The organism is Maribacter algae, assembly GCF_047345745.1.
Classification (GTDB): Bacteria; Bacteroidota; Bacteroidia; order Flavobacteriales; family Flavobacteriaceae; genus Maribacter.
Genome location: NZ_JBLFES010000002.1, coordinates 716,743 through 737,785 on the forward strand (window position 1 = coordinate 716,743; position 21,043 = coordinate 737,785).

Consider the following 21,043-nt stretch of genomic DNA (forward strand, 5'->3'; position numbering starts at 1 on the left):
ACAGAAAATTCTAGGCGTTAAAATATTTACTGTTCCATATGGCCGGGTTGAAATTTTTGCCCAACGCGAAACCATAAAAGATAACTACTGAGGCCAAACATTTAAACATAAAAAAATAGATAATCCAAAATTCCGTAGCGGAACTGGATTTGGAGAACAACCCTTCAGGGACCAAAAGAGTAAGTAAAAAACTTATCAGTAGTACGACCAACCCCAAATTGACCACATTTTTAAAGGGCCACATTAATATTTTACGCAACGGATGTAAATCGTTGCCCCATTGATGTATCAAATAAAAATATCCGTTACCGATTGGCGCAAATAATAGGGGATCATCTTTGTCCTCCAATTTGAACAATTTAGAGGGAGCTATTATTTTGAAGCCTTTTAATTGTGTATTATGCGATTTTTCAAGTGATTTTATTTTTGAGATGACCTCTGTTGGTATCTCACCTTTAAAGTATTTTGAATTTAAAAAGCGGAGACGATAATCTATACAGATGTTTTTGATATCGTTAATATGAAAGATTTTGGAGGAGTCCAATAAGTCAAAGATAAAATCGTTTTCTGGCATTTCCTTGGAGGCAAGTATCTCATTACCAATTCGCGCTCTATGAAATTCATCCTTTTCGAGGATTTTAAATACTTGTGCAAGCGTTTCCGATTCTAGATTCTTGTTTTTGGACCTTTCTAAATCCAGTTTATCCTGAATATTAGTTTTGGGTAGCAACATTTTTTTTCTTTTTTAGCAATTATTTCAAAGTTACTTAATAATTGATTTGAATTGAAATTCTGTTTAACCTTTAAAAATGTTAATTTATTGTTAAATTTAGTTAAATGCTTAATATAATTTAGTCTGATTCACACTTTGATTGTATATTGACGATGAAAGTGAACCTTTCATCGATTATTAAATTTTACCCAAAAAGCCTACTTTGTAATGAATAAATGGACATCCCCCGTGTCTTTTTGCTTGGCGTTCTTCACATTAGTTTGCGCCGCTCAAGAAAATGCAACAGCTCTTAAACTAGAAAAAGTTTCTACGTACGTTATGGATCCTGAGAAATCCATATTGACGAATGCCGAACGATCGCCAAGGCATCATACGCTTTTGGCCGCCTTGAAAGCGTCTGATTTGGACGAGGTTTTGGAGTATGATGGTGAATTCACTGTTTTCGCCCCCTCAGATGTTGCTTTTTCCAAACTCTCTAAGATTACCATTAAACATTTATTAGACCCAAAAAATAAGAAAAAGTTAAAGGCGATAATGTCTTATCACATTGTTGCCGGAAAACTATCCGCATCCACAATATTAAGGAATATGTGCAGGGGTAATGGTAAAACTACATTTACTACTGTGCATGGCGAAACGCTTACCGCTACAATGAACGGTATAGATATTATTTTGACCGATAGTAAAGGGAACAAAGCAAGAATAACTACTGCGGATTCAAATCAAAGTAATGGAGTTATCCATGAAATTGATAAGGTCTTCTTTCCCACAAGTATTTAGTGGTCAGCGTAGTTCAGCATTTAAATCGCGCTTAAAGCTGTTTTCAAGTTTGGACATGATTTTATCTATCTGCTTATCCGTTAATGTATTTTTTACATCTTGTAGTGTAAAGCTAACCGCATAAGATTTTTTGCCTTTTGGAAGATTTTTTCCTTGATAAACATCGAAAAGATTAACTTGGTTCAGTAGTTTTCTTTCTGTTCTGAAGGCTAAATCATAAACTTCCTTAAAATCTGTTTGCTCATCGAGCAACAATGCAAAATCCCTCTTTACCTCAGGATACTTGGGTATTTCTTCAAAAATGATACTTTTCTTTGGGAGTTGAGCCAATATGATATCCCAATTAAAATTTGCGAACAGTACCTCCTGTTTGATGTCAAAATGTTTTAAGATAGATTTTTTAACAACTCCAAGGCTTACAAGTTCATCCTTATTGGCGACTAGTGTTAACCCTTCAGAGAAAATAGAATTATTACTTGGAATATTGTTCAACGAGGAAAATCCTAATCTTTGAAGCACGGTCTCCACACTGGATTTTAATTGAAAGAAATTCGTTTTCCCTGATGGATTCGTCCAATTTGGCTCCGAAGTATTTCCACTTAATAGTAGACTTAAATATTTTTGTTCACTTCTATTCCCTTGGATTTGACTATAGGTCTTTCCAAATTCAAAAAGTTTTAAATTTTGCCTTTTTCTATTGATGTTGTGTGCAGCTGTTTGTAATGCTGAAAACACGGAATTTTTCCGCAATACAGATAAATCACCACTCAATGGATTCAACATTTGGACCAAGTTTTCTCCATCGTTTGCGTCATCTAATAACTTTTCATACTCTGGTGAAGTAAGGCTGTTGGTCAAGATTTCGTAATATCCTTTGGCGGCCAGTAGGTCCCCGATGATAGATTGAACTTTGTGATCTTCAAAACGGCTGGTAGAAGCAGTTGAGGCATTCAGTTTTTCGCCAAATAGAATATTGTTGTACCCGTATACCCTCAAAATTTCCTCGATAACATCAACTGGTCTTTGAACGTCCACACGATAGGAAGGTACTTCCAACCCCATTCCGGATTCCGTGACATTTTTCACCTTTATGTCCAAAGAAGCAAGAATGGACTTTATGGTATCTTGTGGAATATCTTGGCCAATGAGTTTATGGATTTTTTCAAAAGGGAGGAAGACTTCAAAATTTGCTTTTTTATTGGAATATAGGTCCACAATATCCGAAGTGATATCGCCTCCTGCAATTTCCTTGATCAATAAAGCCGCTCGTTTCAATGCATATTCAACATTCTCAATGTCTATACCACGCTCAAATCGGAAAGAGGCATCGGTATTCAATCCATGCCTTTTCGCACTTTTACGTATGGAAACAGAATCAAAATAAGCACTTTCCAAGAAGATAGCGGTAGTGTGTTCCGTCACTCCAGAGTGAAGCCCACCAAAAACACCGGCAATACACATTGGTTTTTCGGAATCGCAAATCATTAGATCTTCTTCGTGAAGCTCTCGTTCCACTTCGTCCAAAGTGATAAATTTGGTTCCTTTGGGCATTGTTTTAACAATGACCTTACCGCCCTTTATTTTATTTGCATCAAAAGCGTGCAATGGTTGCCCTAACTCGTGCAATACATAGTTTGTGGCATCCACAACATTATTTTTTGGAGTTATTCCAATAGCGTTCAACCTGTTTTTAAGCCAATCCGGTGAAGGTTGCACGATGAGATTACTCAACGTAACCCCACAATATCTAGGGGCCAATTTATTATCCAACACATCTACATCAATCTTCAAAGACCTATTGTCTACATTAAAATGGCTTGTAGAAGGTGTAATGAGTTCTTTGGTTATCTCTTTTTGGTTGAGTCCGGCCTTGAGGTCCCGTGCCACCCCAAAATGGCTCATGGCATCAGCCCTGTTGGGCGTTAATCCTATTTCAAAAACCTCGTCGTTTTCTACCTTAAAAACCTCAGCGCAGGGAGTACCGGGTTCCAGTTGGTCATCCAAGACCATAATCCCATCATGACTTTTACCAAGACCTAATTCATCTTCGGCACAGATCATTCCATGGCTTTCCTCTCCACGTATCTTTCCTTTTTTTATAGTCCAGGCTTCTCCTTTTTCGGTATACAGCGTGGTCCCAATGGTGGCTACGGGAACTTTCTGTCCTTTCTGTACATTGGGAGCACCGCACACGATTTGCACCGGTTCGGTTTGTCCGATATCGACCTTCGTGAGCTTTAGTCTATCTGCGTTGGGATGCTGCCCACATTCTAGGACATGCCCTACCACTACGCCTTCCAACCCACCTTTGATAGATTGAAAGGGGGTAATGCCCTCAACTTCAAGTCCTAAATCGGTAAGTAATTCTCCGGTTTTTTGGGAATCCCAATCAATGTTTATAAACTGTTTGAGCCAGTTGAAAGAAATATTCATTAGTCGGTTTTAAAGCTGGTAAAGATAAAACAATGCCGTAAGACATGCTATAAGGTGCACTTCCTTTTGTATTAATTTTTTAATCTGACATATTAATTGTTATTTCGACATTCATAAATTTTTATAGTATGAAAAATCTTCTTCTTTTTATTGGTTTGATTTTGATATTTTTCTCCTGTAAGCAGGAAGATAAATCACCTCAACTTAAAGAAGGTATATGGCAGGCTAGGTTATTGGCCATGGATAATGCAATACTCCCATTTAACTTTAAGGTTGATCAAAACGAAGAAGGGAGCTATCTATTGGAAATTTATAATGCGGAGGAAATCATCAAAGTGGATGAGATTTCGATATTGGGGGACTCAATTATTATTAAAACTCCTGTTTTCGAGGGGTATATCGCTGGAACTTTCACATCGGAAAATATTAAAGGAGAATTCATAAAGGAAAGCCTTGATAGAGTAGTGCCGTTCGAAGCGGAATTTGGCATAACCGAGAGATTTAATGATACAAAGCCCAGCAACACCAATATTTCCGGGGTCTGGGAAACGGAGTTTAATCCCAGTACTCCCGATAGCTACATGGGAAAGGGAATTTTTATTCAGAACGAAGATAAGGTAACAGGAACGTTTAGAACCACGACTGGCGATTACAGATATTTGGAAGGGGTTGTTGATGAAGATTCCTTGAAAATTTCCGCGTTTGATGGGGCTCATGCTTTTGTGTTCACCGCTAAGGCTACGGATTCCATATTGAACGGTAATTTCTATTCGGGCAACCATTCCAAGGAACCTTTTGTTGGAAAACGGAACGAAACCTATGAATTGCCCAGTCCAGACTCATTGACTTTTATCAAAGAAGGCTATAAAAAATTGGAATTTACTTTCCCTGATTCGCCATCAACAACCATTACCCTTTCGGATGAGCAGTTTAAGGACAAAGTGGTCATTGTACAGATTATGGGCACTTGGTGTCCAAATTGTCTTGATGAAACCAAGTTTTTATCAACGTACCTTAATGAGAACCAGAATGAAGATTTAAAAGTGATTGGATTGGCTTTTGAATATGCAAAAACCAGCGCGTTGGCCTTTAAAAGTATTAACAGGTTAAAAGAAAGCGTTGGAGTTAAATATCCTATTTTATTGGCGCAATACGGTACGTCCGATAAAAAAATGGCGCAACAAAAATTACCTATGTTAAACCATATCCTTTCTTATCCTACTACTATTTTTATCGATAAAAAAGGAACCATTAGAAAAATACATACGGGTTTTAATGGTCCTGCCACGGGGGACAAGTACACTGAGTTTAAAGGAGAATTTGATGATTTTGTAAAGCAGTTATTGGCAGAATAAATCTATAGTTCAAATAATGGTGGACTTGCCTAACCCGATGTTTTCATCATTTATATTAAAACTACCATCCAACTCCATAATATTGTCCGCAATAAAATCGCCCACATAATCGGTTCCATATTTACTGCTTCCCATGATATCCGGAGTAACGATTTTTTTGGAAAACGATTTTAGTACGGCCGCTACAACAGCATCCGATTCTTCTTTCATCTTAAAATGTTCCAACAACATGGCCACACTCAGGATAGAGGCCACGGGATTCGCAATATTTTTCCCTTTCGCTTCTGAAAAGGAACCGTGAATAGGTTCAAACATGGCATTCTCTACACCAATGGAAGCGGAAGGTAAAAGCCCAATAGACCCTGCAATTACGCTACCCTGGTCGGAAAGAATGTCACCAAACATATTATCGGTCAAGATGACATCAAATTGTTTGGGCGCAAGAATCATTTGAACGGCCGCATTATCAACGAACATACAGTTCAATGTTACCTCAGGATAACTTTGTGCAATGGTTTGGACCACTCTACGCCACAACCTTGAGGTTTCCAGTACGTTGGCCTTATCTACCAACGTTACTTTTTTTCTTCGCCCTTTAGCCGCCTTAAAGGCCAAATGTGTTATTCTGCTGATTTCTTTCTCAGAATAAGTGCAAATATCGGTTGCCGAATTGGTTTCTTCGTTTCTGAATTTTTCGCCATAGTAGATTCCGGCGGAGAGTTCCCTATAAATTACCAGGTCTGTGCCTTGAACAGTTGCTTTTGGAATAGGGGATTGCTTTACGAGAGATGGAAAAACTTTTACCGGTCTAATATTGGCGAACAGCTCTAATTCTTGTCGCAACTTTAATAGTCCTTGCTCGGGCCAAACTTCCGTTTTTGGATTTTGGTCAAATTCGGGAGCGCCCAGCGCACCAAAAAGGATGGCATCCGATGCTTTGCAAATTTCCAATGTTTTTTTGGGTAATGGGGTTCCGGTCTTTTTTAAGGCATCGGCCCCCAACGGGGCCTTTTTAAATGTAAAGCTATGACCGAATGTTTCCTCTACCGAACGTAAACATTTTATGGATTGTTCAACGACCTCTGGTCCTATACCGTCTCCACCTAAAATGGCAATGGTTAATTGCATATGTTATCCTACGCTTTGCAAGTCTGCCTTGCTGGTTTCCACAATTTGATGGATGTCTGCATCCAATACTTCTTTTCGGGTATCCGCAAATTTCAAGAACTCGTCATACACATCGTCCAATTGAGTCTTTGTCAACTCATATCCAACAATTTTTGCACGGTAAGCCAATGCCGCTCTTCCACTTCTTGCGGTAAGCACAATAGAGGATTCGTTTACCCCAACATCTGCGGGGTCAATAATTTCATATGTTTCCCTGTTCTTTATAACACCATCTTGATGTATCCCTGAGCTGTGGGCAAAGGCATTGGCCCCTACAATAGCTTTATTGGGTTGCACGACTACCCCCATTTTTTGGGAAACCATTCGGCTCGTATCAAAAAGTAACCGACTATTGACCGTTGTATCAATGTTCAAGGTAGGATGTTGGCGCATTACCATCACGACTTCCTCCAAAGAAGTGTTTCCGGCTCTTTCCCCGATTCCGTTAATGGTGCATTCTATCTGTCTGGCACCATTCACTGCCCCGGCAATCGAATTTGCCGTAGCCAATCCAAGGTCATTGTGACAATGGCAGGATAAAACGGCCTTATCTATTCCCGTAACATTTTCCTTCAAGTATTTTATCTTGGAACCGTATTCTTCAGGAAGACAATACCCCGTTGTGTCCGGTATGTTCAGTACCGTTGCGCCCGCTTTAATAACTGCCTCGCAAATACGCGCTAAAAATTCGTTCTCGGTCCTCCCGGCATCTTCCGCAAAAAATTCAACATCTTCAACAAAGCTTTTGGCGTAGGAAACGGCCTTGACCGCACGTTCTATGATAGCATCTTGATTGGAATTGAACTTAAATTTTATATGTGACTCAGAAGTGCCCAGACCCGTATGTATTCTAGGCCTTTTAGCATGCTGCAATGCTTCTGCAGCCACTTTAATATCTTTTTCAACTGCTCTGGTGAGTCCACAGACGGTTGTTTTTTTTATTAATTTGGAAATACTATCGACAGATTTAAAATCTCCTGGGCTAGATATGGGAAAACCTGCCTCTATTATATTCACGCCAAGTTCCTCCAGACGTTCCGCGATTACCAATTTCTGTTCCATGTCCAGTTTACAGCCAGGAACTTGTTCGCCATCTCTTAGGGTGGTGTCAAAAATTTGTACTATATCTTTACTCATGATATTTCCTTAGTTTAGCTCTATTAACGAATATAAAATCAATAACACAAAACACTGAAATTTTGTTACGAAAATTACAATGGTAAGTCACTTTTTTTAGTATTTAAAATATTGATAAACAATTACTTAAACTCTTTTTTTTACGATGACAAATGCCCATAAAGACGCTTTGTTCGTTTTGGTGAAATCACTTTCAAAATCAGAAAAACGACAATTCAAATTGTACGTGGGTCGATTAGGGGTAAATACCGATGCGAAATTTTTAGCGCTTTTCAATCTTTTGGATAAAATAAAAAGATATGATGAAAAGGTTATTTTGGAGAGTGGCATCGTTAAAAAAGCCCAGCTTTCGAACCTCAAGGCACACCTGTACAAGCAGATATTGGTAAGCCTTAGATTGAATCCGGTAAACCAGAACATTCGTGTGCAAATACGGGAGCAATTGGATTTTGCTACCATATTATATCAAAAAGGGCTTTATAAACAAAGCCTTAAAATCTTGGATAAAGCGAAGTCTACCGCGATTGAAAATGAGGAGAAAAATATTGCTTACGAAATTGTAGAATTGGAGAAAATTATTGAAACCCAATATATAACGCGAAGCATTCCAGATCGGGCCGATGAACTGGCCGTCCAGGCCAAAGAACTTTCTGGGCATAATGTCATGACCAGCAAGCTTTCCAATCTTTCCTTGCAACTTTACGGAATTATGCTCAAAGTGGGCTATGCACGGAACGATGCCGACTACCAAAAGATTAAACAATACTTTGATGCACACTTGCCCAAGTACAAAATCGAAGATTTGGGTTTCAGGGAAAAATTATGGCTTTATAAAGCCCATTTATGGTATAGTTTCTTGACACAGGATTTCCTGTCGGCTTATAAATATTCAAGCAAATGGGTAGATCTATTCTATGATAACAAAGAGATGATTTACTTGAATCCCGTATTCTTTTTAAAAGGAAATCATTATTTGCTAGAATCCTTATTCTATGTTAAATATAGCTCTCAATTCAAAGAAACACTTGAAAAACTTGAAACAGTTTTAAAGGATAAAAACTTCCCAAGTAATGATAATATAAACTCATTGGCATTCATTTATGTAAATGCGAATAAACTAAACCTTCACTTTTTGGAAGGGACTTTTGAAAAGGGACTTTATTTAGTGCGGATTATCGAGTATGGAATCAATAAACACAAGGACCGTATAGATGAGCATCACGTAATGGTCCTGTATTATAAAATTGCCTGTTTGTATTTTGGAATAGGAGATAACAAAACCTGTATTGCTTACCTCAAAAAAATTATCGATAATAAGAATTTAAAAATGCGGGAGGATTTAATGTGTTTTGCGAGGGTCCTCAGCTTGGTAGCCCATTATGAGGCCGGTATGGACTATCATTTGGAAGTCCAGCTTAAAAGTACCTACAAATTCCTATTGAAGATGAACGATATGCACGAGGTGCAGAAAGAAATGATAAAATTCCTTCGCAATTTAGGCAACATCTATCCTAATCAGTTGAATGCCGAGTTTCAAAAGCTTTATAATGAATTAAAGAAGTATGAGGACCACCCATATGAAAAAAGGGCTTTCCTGTATTTGGATATTATTTCTTGGTTGGAAAGTCATTTGCAAAACAAACCGGTTTCCCAGATTATTCGTAAAAAAGCAATGGCCTTGACCCGTTAGGCATACCACCGAAACATCCATGAAGAGCAACCATCTATCTCATTTGCTAGAGTTAAATCTAGCAATGATTTTTATTAGTACCTCAGGTGCATTGGGACGTTATGTAGACCTCCCTGTACCGGTAACCATTGGTGCTAGGGCATTCATAGCTTTTTTAATCCTGTTCCTGTACTGTAAATGGAAAGGAATTTCCTTGAACGTTGCCCGCAATGATGCCCCCATGGTGATTTTGAGCGGTTTTTTAATGGGATTACATTGGGTCACCTATTTCTATGCCCTAAAATGGTCCAACGTAGCTATTGGTATGTTGTCTTTGTTTACCTATCCTGTACTGACGGCATTTTTGGAGCCATTGCTCTTAAAAACGAAACTTCAGAAAATCCATTTGCTTTTAGGAGGTTTGGTTTTGGCCGGTATATATCTTTTAAGCCCGGAACTGGATTTTTCCAACTCGTATACACTCGCTATAGCTATCGGTATTTTTTCGGCTCTTTGTTACGCACTTCGCAATTTAATCTTAAAAGTAAGAGCAGTTTACTATCATGGCTCTATGCTAATGGTATATCAAACAGGCATCATCACACTTATACTGTTACCTTCTTTTTTTACGATTGAAATCGATTTGGTTTTACATCAATGGAAAGGCATTCTCGCTTTGGCCATTTTGACAACTGCAATAGGACATACGCTCTTTTTGATGACTTTTAAACATTTTAGTATCACCACCGTAAGTATTTTGAGCAGTGTACAACCCGTTTACGGTATCGTTATCGGGGCACTCTTTTTATCGGAAATACCGGAATTGACCACTATTTTAGGAGGAACGCTTATTTTGGCATCTGTTGTTATCGAAAGTATTCGTTCAAAAAAGAAAAGTGGCAAAGCTTGACTATTGCATTGGAGCAATGCCGGGTGTATATTGATTGAGAAAATCGGTTCCCAAATTTTCAAATTGATTGTTTTTTGCCAATTCCCGCACCTTTACGGGGTCAAAGTTGCCATTGAAATAGAGAAAAGAACCCGTTTCGGCATTGTTGTTATAGATAAGGATTTCCTTTACTACATCGCGTTTTTCCCTGATGGAGACTATGTTTCGCTTTAATTCATCATTCTTACGATATACCTCAATAAAGGAATTGCCCGTGATCCCGTTCATCTGTTTGTTCAAAAATTGAGTTCTTGTAGGTGTGGCACTAGGAAATTGCATATACCTTAAATCTTTCGTATTCCCGATCAAGGATTGCATTTCCGGAGAAACACCGCTAATTAAGGTGAGCATGAATTGCGGTACGCGTACTGCCGTAACCTGATTATCGTTCTTGTGCGCGTTGTAAAAAGTATCTATGGAATTATAACTTCCACAAGAAGTCAATAACAGTGTCAAAAAGGCTAATGGCAGATATTTCATGGTGCTATATTTTTATTTCTGAAAATACAAAAATTAATAACAAGCGTTCCATATAGGGTCATTTGGTGGAGAAGCGATGATTTGTATAGGTTCCTTTTTTACAGGATGGATAAAACTGAGTTTTCGGGCATGTAAGTGAATACTGCCATCTTTATTGCTTCGGTCAAAACCATATTTTAAATCGCCCTTTATGGTACAACCAATAGCTGACAACTGCGAACGAATTTGATGGTGCCTTCCCGTTTTTAAATCTATTTCCAACAAAAAATAACGGTCAAGCTTTTTTAAAATACGATAGTCCAAAATTGCTTTTTTACTATCGAGAACCTCATTTTTGTGTGCGTAGGACTTGTTTTGTTTTGGGTTTCGTTTCAGCCAATGCGTAAGCGTTCCATAATCGGTGTCGGGCTTGTTCTTTACTACGGCCCAATACGTTTTTTGAGCTTCTTTCGCTGCAAATAATTTATTTAATCTAGGTAAAGCTTTTGAGGTCTTCGCAAATAAAACTATACCCGAAGTGGGCCTATCCAACCGATGTACAACCCCTAAATACACATTTCCCGGTTTATTGTATTTTTTTTTCAGGTATGCTTTGGTCACTTCGCTTAACGGCTTGTCTCCCGTTTTATCGCCCTGCACGATATCGCCTGGACGTTTATTCACAACAATAATATGATTGTCCTCGTACAGGACTTCAAGATTATTGGCATTGGAATGTTGGTTTTTAGGCAAAAGGTCTCGATTAATTGGAATATTAGATCATTGGATTCTTGGATTGGCCGGATTATTGATTTTTAGTTTAAGGTTGATTTGAATTTAAAGGTCATTCTAACAATAGATTGAAGTTTGTCCAATAAGATTTCAAGTTCTTTCTCATTGACGAAGCCAAATCATTTGAGATAAGTAATTGCGTCTCAATTTCATACATAGAACCAATAGCTATTTGAAGAAATCTGCTAAAATCCTTATTTGATTTTCTTGAAGAACCTTCCGCAATATTTGATGGAACAGAAACTGAAGCTCTTCTCAACTGATTTGAAATCACAAATTTTTCTGAATCAGGAAAACAGGAAGTCATTGTATAAATAATAGAACAAAATTCCCTGCTTTGTTTCCAAATTTCCAAATCTTTAAATCTATGCGCCATAAATGATTCTCTAATAATCCAATTATCAAAAGGTCCGACAATCATATATCCCCTCAAAAAGCAAACTTCTTTTTTCTAAGACTCAATCCCAAAATCAGCAAAACCCCAACCGTGACCGCAACATCGGCCATATTGAAGATGCCAGTTTTAAAAAAACCGATACGTATCTGAAAAAAATCGGTTACCGAGCCATAAACAATACGGTCGATTAAATTTCCTAGCCCTCCACCAATAACAAAAGCAAAGGCCAACGCCAAAAATGAATCAAGATTAGTTTTTGTTAGAAGTCTATAGAGCAAGATGAGCAGCACAAGTAGCGGTAAACCTTGTAATAATAGCATTTTCAGGATAGGAGGGAAGTCTTGGCCAAAGCCAAGCATGGCCCCTGTATTTTCTATATTGGTCAGAATAAAGTGATTATCAATGATTTGAATAAAATCTCTTTCCGCCACATGTTTCCGTACCACATCTTTTGAAATTTGGTCGCACCCCACATTGAGAAATACCAACGCTAGAATATAAAAACGATACCCTACCAAATTTTTCTTCATTTAGTATTGTTCTTCGTCATTAGGAAAATCTTGACTTTTTACATCTTTTACATAGCTGGAAATAGCATTTCCCATCTCTTCGTACAAATTCATGTATCTGCGTAAAAATCGAGGATTGAACTCATGGGTCATCCCTAAAAGGTCATGTATTACCAGAACTTGACCATCTGCATATTTACCGCCACCAATACCAATGGTCGGGATGGTAAGACTTTCCGATACTTTTTTGGTGAGCTGTGCCGGGATTTTCTCTAGTACTACCCCAAAACAGCCTAATTTTTCAAGTAGCAAAGCATCTTCCATTAGTTTATCCGCTTCCGCTTCTTCCTTGGCCCTGACCGTATAAGTGCCAAATTTGTAAATGGATTGTGGTGTTAAGCCCAAATGTCCCATCACGGGAATTCCGGCCGCCAATATGCGTTTTACGGATTCCTTTATTTCAGCACCGCCTTCAACCTTTACGGCATGCGCCCCACTTTCTTTCATGATTCTTATGGCTGAACGCAATGCTTCTTTAGGATCGCTCTGATAGCTTCCAAAAGGAATATCTACCACCACCAAAGCCCTGTCAATGGCCCTGATAACGGAAGTTGCATGATATATCATTTGATCCAACGTTATGGGCAGTGTTGTTTCATGACCGGCCATGACGTTACTGGCAGAATCGCCTACAAGTATCACGTCCACATTGGCCGCGTCCACAATTTTGGCCATGGAATAATCATATGCCGTGAGCATGGAAATTTTCTCGCCCTGCCTTTTCATGTCCACCAAGGACTTTACGGTAATTCTTTTATACTCTTTTTTCGCGGTAGACATATGTTTGTTTTAATGAGGCTAAAGTAAGGAGTTTTAATGAGATTTATAGCTCGGTTTAGAGATGTGGGGTTAGGAACAAACTAAAGAATATTTTACTTTTAAGGGAAATCAAAAAACAGATCTATGAGAATGCTACATACTATTTGTTTGCTAATATTCATAAACATTACCTCGGCTCAAACCGCAGAACAGTCCAAGATTCAGAAAACTATTGAAACGTTTTTTGATGCTTTTCACGCTCAGGATGCAGAGGCCATGAAAGATATAGTGGATAAAGACGTGATTTTACAGACAATTGGAAAAAACCGGGAAGGAAAACAAAACATCCGTACTGAAAACTTTGAAGATTTAATCAAGTCGATCACCAGTATTCCTGATTCCGTTGCTTTTCAAGAACGCATTCTGGATTATTCCATACAGGTAGATGGTGCCATGGCCAATGCTTGGACGCCCTATGAATTTTGGCTAAATGAAACTTTCCATCATTGCGGCGTGAATTCCTTTCAATTGTTCAAAGAAGAAAACGATTGGAAAATCATTTATCTAATCGATACACGTAGGAGGGAAGGATGCGAACCTAAAACAGAATAACGGAGTAGAAACTATTGTTTAAATAACCAAAGAAGGCTTCTTAAAAATAGCGTCTTCAATATTTTGCTATATCGTACGGAGTCGAGATGATTCCATAATGGTTTGATAAGATTCTCGACTCCACCCGAATTGAGAACAATATTTATTTACTTACTCCAAGCCCTGGAAGAAGTCTTGTCAGCAGTCGGGAAATCTGTTGGAATTTCTTGCGTAACCGCTCCCGTGGCGGCCCATTCCGCCCCGCGCTGCAAAGTGGTAATAAAACCGACACATTCTTGCGAATAGTCAAAATGGCCTAGAGTAGTGTGAAAAACCTTTCCTTTTCCATATTCAATTGCCATGAGCATCGGTACGTGTTGCCCTGTTCCTTTCACATCGGTATCCCATGGTGGTCCGTTTACATCTACCGCAGCAAAGGCCGTAGCCAAAATAATGGCATTCTCAAAAGGGCCTCGCATACGCTCGTACATTTCGTCCTGTGTGTGTAACCATTTTTCAGGAATACCCTTCATGATAGGATGTTCTGGCGCTCTTGTAGTAATCTCAAACTCATATTCCTTTCCGTGTGAACCGCACATGCCTTCGGAATCGTCTACGACCAGTTCCCCTTTATCATTATAATAGGCATAGGGTCCGGATTCAGCATTCCGTCCGCCCCAAGCTCCTAAACCGATCATTTTATTGTATTCTTCCCATTGGCCGAAAGAATTGTTGGCAGCATGTACGACTACAAGTCCTCCGCCTTTTTTCATATAGTTCTCAAAACTCTTTTGTGTTTCTTCTGGCCAGTTCGCCGCTTGTTCGCCCAAATTGGATACGACCAGATTATATGGACTAAAATCCATCGAGAAGTCAGAACTTTTTACGGGCTCTTTCGTGTAGACATCATTACCGTTTTTCAAAGAATATTTTTCCAGATACCCTTCGTGCGGCATGGGTCTCGCCTTATTGTACTTAAAGCCTAACCAGATAGAATCCATCCGGTGAACATCCACCTCGAACATTCCGGTCTGTTCTAGATAGTCCTTCATCATCTGTGTGGTTTTTGGCCATATGTAGTGATTGTTCTGACCGTCCAAAAGAAGAACTTTCATCTTGGCTACCGGTTCCATTTTTGCTATTTCCTTCTTTTTCTCCCCGCAAGCCAATACCAATAAACAAAAGGCAAGCGCTAAAATTGATTTCTTCATGCTAAATCGTAATTTCTATAGTGATAAGGTATAAAATATATCGGTAGTTTTTTCAATTTGCAAATTGATACCCAACTCTTGCAGATACCCGATACAGATTATATTTTAGCAATGTAAACTTATATTTTGAAATATGAAACTATTAGGTATTGGCTCCAGAATAAATCATGTCGAATACGGAAAGGGAGTTGTGACCAATGTATCTTCAAAACACTATTGGGTCACGTTCATTGATGGCGGATTGGAAACCATTGCCATTGATGCCGATTTTGAGGTGATTGAAGGTTTAGAGAACGATGTGGATACCGTTAGCTTCTTTGATGTGGAAAGTTCATTGGTGAAGATTTTGGAGAAATGGAGCGATACCCATGAAAAAGTAGCGATTGCCGATAAGTGGCGCGGTGGAAAACTGATTTTAGAACCGGCCGATGCCCTTGCGAATAAAGAAATGCCTATTGATACTTTCTTTCATAAAATAGTCATGGTGCGCGATCGCATTCGGGTAATGGAACAGAAAATAAACAGTAGCAAAAATTTGGAAGACCAGGAAAAGATAGATTTACAGCAATATATTACACGCATTTACGGCTCTCTGACCAGTTTTAATGTACTCTTTAAAAATAAAAACGATCAAATGGTGGGGGAGCGAAGCAAGTGAAACCAAAGTTATCCCTCATTTAATGATTTTAATCCTCGCCTACTGTTAGAAGTGTTTTGAAAGCTTAAGAGTTAAAAAATACTTTTTTATCAATTGTACAGTTTCATAGCCATGTCAAATATGATATGGATTTTTTCAATCGGGATGTCCTCGTTGGGATCTATCATCAGTAATTTTGTAAATGTTCTTTTCCCTTGAATTAAATCTGGATGCTCAATTTCAACTCCTTTTCCAATGGCGATATATGGAGACTGTGTTTTCTTGTCTATCCATAAATAACAGAAAATCTGATTTTTATACATAAAACAGGGCAGACGATAATACCATTTTGGCGTAAATGCCGAATCGTAATTCATGATAATAGCTTTTAAAGCCAAAAGACAACCTTTGATAGGTTCTTCTTTGTTGAAATAAAAGTTGTCTATTGGCTTCATGCAGCTTATTGTATTCCAACAAAAATTTCTACTTCCGCATGGGTCGGGTCTTGGGCTTTTTCCCCATAAACTTCAAAATCAGCGGTAAATGTTCTATTCAAATCAGCACTCCAGATTTCCGTCCATGCATTATAGACCAACCCTTCTTTAAGATTTCCTTTGGCTACATATTTTTTATAGTTCCCTGCGGTAAATTCGGCACCGATCATGCCATGGGGAATGTCATCCAACGTGCTTACTTGACAACCAAGTATGGTATCATAAGGTTTGGTGTGGTCATTTTCATAATTGGTATAAATAGAAAATATTGAAAAATCTGTTTTATTGGGAATTTTAGCTATAATATTTTCTGACATAAATTTCTCCCATAATTTTCCAATATCGTTTGCCGATTGTCCATTTTCATTAGTTGTTCTTACTTTAAGGCCTATAACCTTAAAGGCTTCTTTTCTGATTGTTTCCATAATATCATGTTTTTTTAAATTCTAAAGCGAAAATAAAATGGTGTTATGACAAAGGTGTGTCAGGGGTGTTTTGATATTTTTCTTGGCATTTCAAAAAATATTCTTCCAATGTCATGTCATGGGGTTCAAAAGTTTCATTTTGGAGGATGAGCTTTTGTATTAAATCTACTCGGAACACTCTAAATGCTTTTCGTAATCTGCAAAATGCGATTAGAAGCCAATTTCCTTTTGTATTGTAAATGGCAAAGGGTTCAACTATTCGTCTGGTAAGATTATTATCCAATGAACAATATTTAATTTCAAGTAATTGAAAATCGGTAATGGCACCTTGAATGGTCATTAAAGAATTACTGGATGCTTCTTTTTCGGGATTTTCTCTAAAATGTATGCGTTCCGCCAAGAAATCCACTTTTTCTTTTTGCGATACTCTTAAAACCGATTTTATTTTTACGATAGCGTTGCTATAATTTTCTATAAAGGATTTATCCTTATTCTTTAGAATAATCTGTTCGGCCGTAATTAAGGCATTGGCCTCTTTCTCAGTGAACATCACCGGTGGCAGTTGGTAACCTTCCATGAGAGAATAGCCTTTTCCTTCTTCGGTGATTACAGGTATCCCCGATTTTTCCAGTGTACGAATATCCCGATAGATAGTCCGAATACTAACACCGTATTTTTCAGCCAAGGATTTAGCGGTAACAATCTTTTTGGACTGTAGTTGGGTGATGATGGCAGTTAACCTAGAAAGCCTTGGTTTTTCTTTTTCTTCCATTGCTGTTTTTAAGATTGATGACAATACTAAGAAAAGAAAATTTTAGTTTCACCAACTAATGGCCAAAGAAGGTTTAAAGAAGGCGATAAAAAATAGTGGTATTTTGACTTTCGTTATCGCCGCGCTATGTGCAGTCCGGCGAATTTTAAGGAAATATAGCAAAATCCTTTCAACCATGACAGGAGAAGTCGGACATCCGCTTTATCTTCTGTCATGGTTCTCGGTCAGGCCTGCCGTGCAGGCCGTGAAGCCTTGGGATTTTGCGTTATTGGGAATAAAATTCGCCGACCGGATTGCATTTAGTGTCCTGATATGTCGAGTGGTTAAGCCGTTGCGGCGATTATGGCAAGAAGGTCCCTTATCCTACGGATTTGGCGATCCGGCATAGCGCGGCGATGATGTCGACCCGCTTTTGGTGCGGTAGCTGCGTTAGCAGTGCAACAAAAGTACGCCGCAGGCGTATTCGACATCATCGGTTTTGTATAAGATTAGTTGCGTGGTTTAGCAACGAATTTAGCAAATACAAACCGAATAGAAAATCCGTGAGAATTTTTGTAATTAGGCTCGTACCAAGCAATTAATTTTATACGTTGTTGGCAACTGGCTTTTTATTTTCAGTTAGTCCCATATTTGCGGTCGTTCAATTCCAATTGTTCTCAAATAACTCAACATTTGTCCTGTATGAACAGATTCGTGATATGCGATTCGGTTTAGATAATCTCCAAGTTTTTTACTTTGTCCGACTTCTTTTCTCTCAATTCTCACATTCTCCAAGTCAGATTCTTCCAGTCCGTTTATCATACTTAAAAATTCCGTTCGATATTTTTCGGAAAAATCCAACTCATTTTTTAAGTCCGAATATTTTAGTTCTTTCCAAGGCGATTTGTAATTTCCTAAATTCCCAGGATTTTCTATAATTTTATGGAAAAGATGTTCGCCTTCTAAAACGTGTCTTATCATTTCGATAATTGTGAATGCATTTTCGTCAGGTTTCCAATTCAGGTATTTATTAGGAATTCCACTCCATAATTTTATACTCCTTCTTCTAATTTCGGAAAAGTTTAATAAAATAATTTCAGTTGAATTCATTGTTTAGATTTTGTTTTTGAGTTCGGTTTTCAGCTTGTTGCCAACGATTTGCTAGAAGAAGTTTTAATTTCATTTAGCGACTGATAACGAATTTCGCCGTTTTCAATAAGAATTTCAGTGCCTTCCAGAGATTTTTGCAAGAGAGTTTTGAACATTATTAGATTTCTCAATTACGGTAAACATCTCATTTCGAAAATGACTCCTTGCCTTTATTTACTGTAAGGAAAGTTTAAACCGCCTCTTTCTTCTCGCTTAAATACTTCCAGTAACGTTTTGGTACATGTTGTGTGTGCAATTTTTTATTGATACGGGATTTGATGTTGGTACTCTGAAAATAATTATTCCACAGTTCTTGATACTCGTATTCGCCTTTGGTAAAAAGTCTGCTTTTTCGGGTGCGGTTAAAATGAATCTCGTTCAAATCCAAAGAAACAATTTTTACCCGTTCGAGATTATAAAAGATACCATACTTCCGTTTTACATCGTAAATAAGCCATTGTTGGTCCGCATAACGGCTTCTAAAATGTTTGGAAATTAATGGGAGTACATCAAAATCCGGCTCAATATTGGCAAAGTAGATTTCATCCTTGGTCAATTGAAACCGGACAAAAGCTTCCATTCTGTGTTTTTCACGGCCTACTTTTTTAGCCAGTTGGGAGATGTATAATACCGTGCCATCGGAGAAATCCATATGTTTTTTATCACGAACGGCCATTAACTTCCGGATGTATGTATAAAGCATAGGCTCAATACCTTCCGTTTCGCTTAAAAATGCAAAGTAAATATTGTTGATGGCATTTCTACTTTTATTTCTGATACCGTTCCAGACACGTTTTGCCTTATCTATATTGGTGAAAATGATTTCTGACTCGGAAAAGAGTCCGTTTTGACCCTCACTGTTCTTCTGTATATCGGCGACTTGAATTTTTTCGTCAAAAGCAACAAAAACAGCAGTAAGAAAACCGTTGAAACTGCCATCGTAAATCAATGTTTTTGCGTTGTTCATGATTTCTATGATTTGGTGTAAAACAAAATGAATTTCTTTTTGAGCGTTTGGAAGTATTTCCTCGCCCTACTCTTAAAAATAATATAGCGATACCCCGTATTTAGAATCGTGTTTCTGCTACGTTCTAAAAGGCTACTTTCTTTTTGATAGTGACTGGAATTTCCCCATGTGTTCTCTAAATAGTTCATTTTGGTTTAATTAAACAATGATAGTTGACTGCTATACTGATTCCTAAACTTCCCGGAGGAGTTCTGTAGAATCATTCCCTTTATCCGTTCCGCATCCAAATCACGTTGTTCCCAATGTCGGGAATCACAAACGATGAAATACTTGGCTCGGTTGAGGGCCACACCAATTTTTTTAAGGTGGTCCCAGTTCAACTTTCTAAATTTACGGGCATTCAGAATCTTGCCTACAGATTGCATTCCCAGACCAGGAATACGGGCCAACATACGTTTATCGGCCTTATTGATATCCACCGGAAAATAGTGTAAGTTTCGCAACGCCCATGAAAGCTTTGGGTCAATGTCTGTATCTAGGTTCGGGTGGCTATCATTTACGATCTCATTCACGGCAAAACCATAAAAGCGCAACAACCAATCGGTCTGGTACAATCTGTTTTCGCGCAGCATAGGCACTTGAGAACCAATGGAAGGCAAGCGTTTGTCATTGGCTACAGGCACATAACCGGAATAATAGACCCGTTTCATATTGTAGTTTTTGTAAAAATGGGTAGCGGAATACATAATATCCTTGTCCGTTTCTCCCGTAGCGCCCACTATCATTTGCGTACTTTGCCCTGCCGGTGCATATTTGGGAGTGCTTTTAATAATTTTTCGTTCGTTTTTATAACGAATGAGCTCGTTTTTGACCTTGAGCATGGGTTTTGTAAAATCCTCGTGTTTTTTATCGGGAGCCAATAGCTTAAGACCGGATATTGTGGGAATCTCTATATTGACCGACAAACGATCCGCGTACAACCCGGCTTCATACATGAGTTCGTCACTGGCCCCGGGAATGGATTTTAAGTGAATATATCCGTTAAAATTTTCCTCCTCGCGCAGTTTTTTGGCCACCGCTACCAAACGTTCCATAGTATAATCCGGACTTTTAAAAATTCCCGAACTTAGGAAAAGCCCCTCAATATAATTCCTACGATAGAAGTTTATGGTCAAATCTACCACTTCCTGGATTTTAAAAGCGGTACGCTTAACATCATTACTTTTTCGGGTAACGCAATATGCGCAATCAAAAATGCAGTGATTGGTCAAAAGAATTTTTAAGAGTGATACACATCTGCCATCTTCGGTATAGCTATGACAGATTCCCATTCCGGAACTATCTCCCAATCCCTTATTAGTATTGGTACGCTTGCTTCCGCTGCTGGAACAGGAAACATCATATTTGGCGGCATCGGCCAAAATATTCAATTTTTCTTTGATACGCTCAAAATTCATAACTTGGATATATTCCAATCAAAAATATGGATATATTCCTAATTATGGAAATATTCCAAAAAAATATTATGGATATAATCCATAATGCGTATATTTGAAAGAATTAATTCAATATTTTGTCCCCTCGGGCGCAGCCGAGAGGTTCAAGAAAAGATTATTGGG

Annotated in this window: 23 protein-coding genes; 7 read left to right on the plus strand and 16 right to left on the minus strand. The window is 38.3% G+C overall.

The features are described from left to right. Positions 1-10 precede the first annotated feature (10 nt). Positions 11-733: a hypothetical protein gene (locus ACKWBX_RS10310; RefSeq protein WP_413968595.1), complete on the minus strand. Its 723-nt coding sequence runs from the start codon at positions 731-733 to the stop codon at positions 11-13. A gap of 207 nt (positions 734-940) precedes the next feature. Between ACKWBX_RS10310 and ACKWBX_RS10315 the strand changes: the two genes are divergently transcribed. After that, positions 941-1,513 (plus strand): fasciclin domain-containing protein, encoded by a 573-nt coding sequence (locus ACKWBX_RS10315; RefSeq protein WP_413968596.1) that lies wholly within the window; start codon positions 941-943, stop codon positions 1,511-1,513. A gap of 3 nt (positions 1,514-1,516) precedes the next feature. Here ACKWBX_RS10315 and pheT read toward each other — a convergent pair whose 3' ends face one another. Next, positions 1,517-3,946: a phenylalanine--tRNA ligase subunit beta gene (pheT, locus tag ACKWBX_RS10320; RefSeq protein ID WP_413968597.1), complete on the minus strand. Its 2,430-nt coding sequence runs from the start codon at positions 3,944-3,946 to the stop codon at positions 1,517-1,519. 128 nt (positions 3,947-4,074) lie between these two features. Here pheT and ACKWBX_RS10325 point away from each other — a divergent pair, with 128 nt between their 5' ends. After that, positions 4,075-5,301 (plus strand): peroxiredoxin family protein, encoded by a 1,227-nt coding sequence (locus tag ACKWBX_RS10325; protein ID WP_413968598.1) that lies wholly within the window; start codon positions 4,075-4,077, stop codon positions 5,299-5,301. A 9-nt stretch (positions 5,302-5,310) separates the two neighbouring features. On the opposite strand, the gene leuB is transcribed toward ACKWBX_RS10325, so the two are convergent. Further along, positions 5,311-6,429: a 3-isopropylmalate dehydrogenase gene (gene leuB / locus ACKWBX_RS10330; protein WP_413968599.1), complete on the minus strand. Its 1,119-nt coding sequence runs from the start codon at positions 6,427-6,429 to the stop codon at positions 5,311-5,313. Between the two features lie 3 nt (positions 6,430-6,432). Next, on the minus strand, positions 6,433-7,605 hold the full coding sequence (locus tag ACKWBX_RS10335) for a 2-isopropylmalate synthase (RefSeq protein WP_413968600.1): 1,173 nt from the start codon (positions 7,603-7,605) through the stop codon (positions 6,433-6,435). 145 nt (positions 7,606-7,750) lie between these two features. Here ACKWBX_RS10335 and ACKWBX_RS10340 point away from each other — a divergent pair, with 145 nt between their 5' ends. Then, the gene (locus ACKWBX_RS10340; protein WP_413968601.1) at positions 7,751-9,295 is read left to right on the plus strand and encodes a hypothetical protein; all 1,545 of its coding nucleotides are present in this window, start codon (positions 7,751-7,753) and stop codon (positions 9,293-9,295) included. A gap of 64 nt (positions 9,296-9,359) precedes the next feature. Next, on the plus strand, positions 9,360-10,184 hold the full coding sequence (locus tag ACKWBX_RS10345; protein WP_413968602.1) for a DMT family transporter: 825 nt from the start codon (positions 9,360-9,362) through the stop codon (positions 10,182-10,184). Here the strand turns inward: ACKWBX_RS10345 and ACKWBX_RS10350 are convergent, their stop codons facing one another. From ACKWBX_RS10350 to panB, 5 genes are all read right to left on the minus strand, one after another. Next, positions 10,185-10,703 (minus strand): DUF4252 domain-containing protein, encoded by a 519-nt coding sequence (locus ACKWBX_RS10350; RefSeq protein WP_413968603.1) that lies wholly within the window; start codon positions 10,701-10,703, stop codon positions 10,185-10,187. A gap of 33 nt (positions 10,704-10,736) precedes the next feature. Beyond that, a complete protein-coding gene (locus ACKWBX_RS10355) occupies positions 10,737-11,435 on the minus strand; it encodes an RluA family pseudouridine synthase (protein ID WP_413968604.1) in 699 nt (232 codons plus the stop codon). Between the two features lie 91 nt (positions 11,436-11,526). After that, entirely contained in the window at positions 11,527-11,850 is a 324-nt protein-coding gene (locus tag ACKWBX_RS10360; protein ID WP_413968605.1) for a four helix bundle protein, read from the minus strand. A gap of 53 nt (positions 11,851-11,903) precedes the next feature. Next, on the minus strand, positions 11,904-12,401 hold the full coding sequence (gene lspA / locus ACKWBX_RS10365; RefSeq protein ID WP_413968606.1) for a signal peptidase II: 498 nt from the start codon (positions 12,399-12,401) through the stop codon (positions 11,904-11,906). Continuing rightward, positions 12,402-13,220: a 3-methyl-2-oxobutanoate hydroxymethyltransferase gene (panB, locus tag ACKWBX_RS10370; RefSeq protein WP_413968607.1), complete on the minus strand. Its 819-nt coding sequence runs from the start codon at positions 13,218-13,220 to the stop codon at positions 12,402-12,404. A 123-nt stretch (positions 13,221-13,343) separates the two neighbouring features. Between panB and ACKWBX_RS10375 the strand changes: the two genes are divergently transcribed. Then, positions 13,344-13,811 carry a nuclear transport factor 2 family protein gene (locus ACKWBX_RS10375; RefSeq protein ID WP_413968608.1) on the plus strand — a complete coding sequence of 156 codons (468 nt, stop codon included), beginning with the start codon at positions 13,344-13,346 and terminating at the stop codon, positions 13,809-13,811. 146 nt (positions 13,812-13,957) lie between these two features. On the opposite strand, the gene ACKWBX_RS10380 is transcribed toward ACKWBX_RS10375, so the two are convergent. Continuing rightward, complete coding sequence (locus ACKWBX_RS10380; protein WP_413968609.1) at positions 13,958-15,001, minus strand: ThuA domain-containing protein; 1,044 nt, start codon at positions 14,999-15,001, stop codon at positions 13,958-13,960. A 133-nt stretch (positions 15,002-15,134) separates the two neighbouring features. Between ACKWBX_RS10380 and ACKWBX_RS10385 the strand changes: the two genes are divergently transcribed. Further along, entirely contained in the window at positions 15,135-15,659 is a 525-nt protein-coding gene (locus tag ACKWBX_RS10385; RefSeq protein ID WP_413968610.1) for a hypothetical protein, read from the plus strand. Positions 15,660-15,748: 89 nt separating this feature from the next. Here the strand turns inward: ACKWBX_RS10385 and ACKWBX_RS10390 are convergent, their stop codons facing one another. From ACKWBX_RS10390 to ACKWBX_RS10400, 3 genes are read right to left on the minus strand one after another with little or no spacing between them, the layout of a single operon-like run. After that, positions 15,749-16,093, minus strand: a complete 345-nt coding sequence (locus ACKWBX_RS10390) for a DUF1801 domain-containing protein (RefSeq protein ID WP_413968611.1) — start codon at positions 16,091-16,093, stop codon at positions 15,749-15,751. Between the two features lie 5 nt (positions 16,094-16,098). Next, entirely contained in the window at positions 16,099-16,557 is a 459-nt protein-coding gene (locus ACKWBX_RS10395) for a GyrI-like domain-containing protein (RefSeq protein ID WP_413968612.1), read from the minus strand. 43 nt (positions 16,558-16,600) lie between these two features. Continuing rightward, the gene (locus tag ACKWBX_RS10400; RefSeq protein WP_413968613.1) at positions 16,601-17,329 is read right to left on the minus strand and encodes a helix-turn-helix transcriptional regulator; all 729 of its coding nucleotides are present in this window, start codon (positions 17,327-17,329) and stop codon (positions 16,601-16,603) included. 58 nt (positions 17,330-17,387) lie between these two features. Between ACKWBX_RS10400 and ACKWBX_RS10405 the strand changes: the two genes are divergently transcribed. Continuing rightward, positions 17,388-17,717 (plus strand): hypothetical protein, encoded by a 330-nt coding sequence (locus ACKWBX_RS10405; RefSeq protein ID WP_413968614.1) that lies wholly within the window; start codon positions 17,388-17,390, stop codon positions 17,715-17,717. 230 nt (positions 17,718-17,947) lie between these two features. On the opposite strand, the gene ACKWBX_RS10410 is transcribed toward ACKWBX_RS10405, so the two are convergent. The 3 genes from ACKWBX_RS10410 to ACKWBX_RS10420 all read right to left on the minus strand — a co-directional run bounded on the left by ACKWBX_RS10410 (position 17,948) and on the right by ACKWBX_RS10420 (position 20,881). Next, positions 17,948-18,418 carry a DinB family protein gene (locus ACKWBX_RS10410; protein ID WP_413968615.1) on the minus strand — a complete coding sequence of 157 codons (471 nt, stop codon included), beginning with the start codon at positions 18,416-18,418 and terminating at the stop codon, positions 17,948-17,950. A 229-nt stretch (positions 18,419-18,647) separates the two neighbouring features. Further along, positions 18,648-19,424: a TIGR03915 family putative DNA repair protein gene (locus tag ACKWBX_RS10415; RefSeq protein ID WP_413968616.1), complete on the minus strand. Its 777-nt coding sequence runs from the start codon at positions 19,422-19,424 to the stop codon at positions 18,648-18,650. Positions 19,425-19,618: 194 nt separating this feature from the next. Further along, on the minus strand, positions 19,619-20,881 hold the full coding sequence (locus tag ACKWBX_RS10420; RefSeq protein WP_413968617.1) for a putative DNA modification/repair radical SAM protein: 1,263 nt from the start codon (positions 20,879-20,881) through the stop codon (positions 19,619-19,621). Positions 20,882-21,043: the final 162 nt, after the last annotated feature.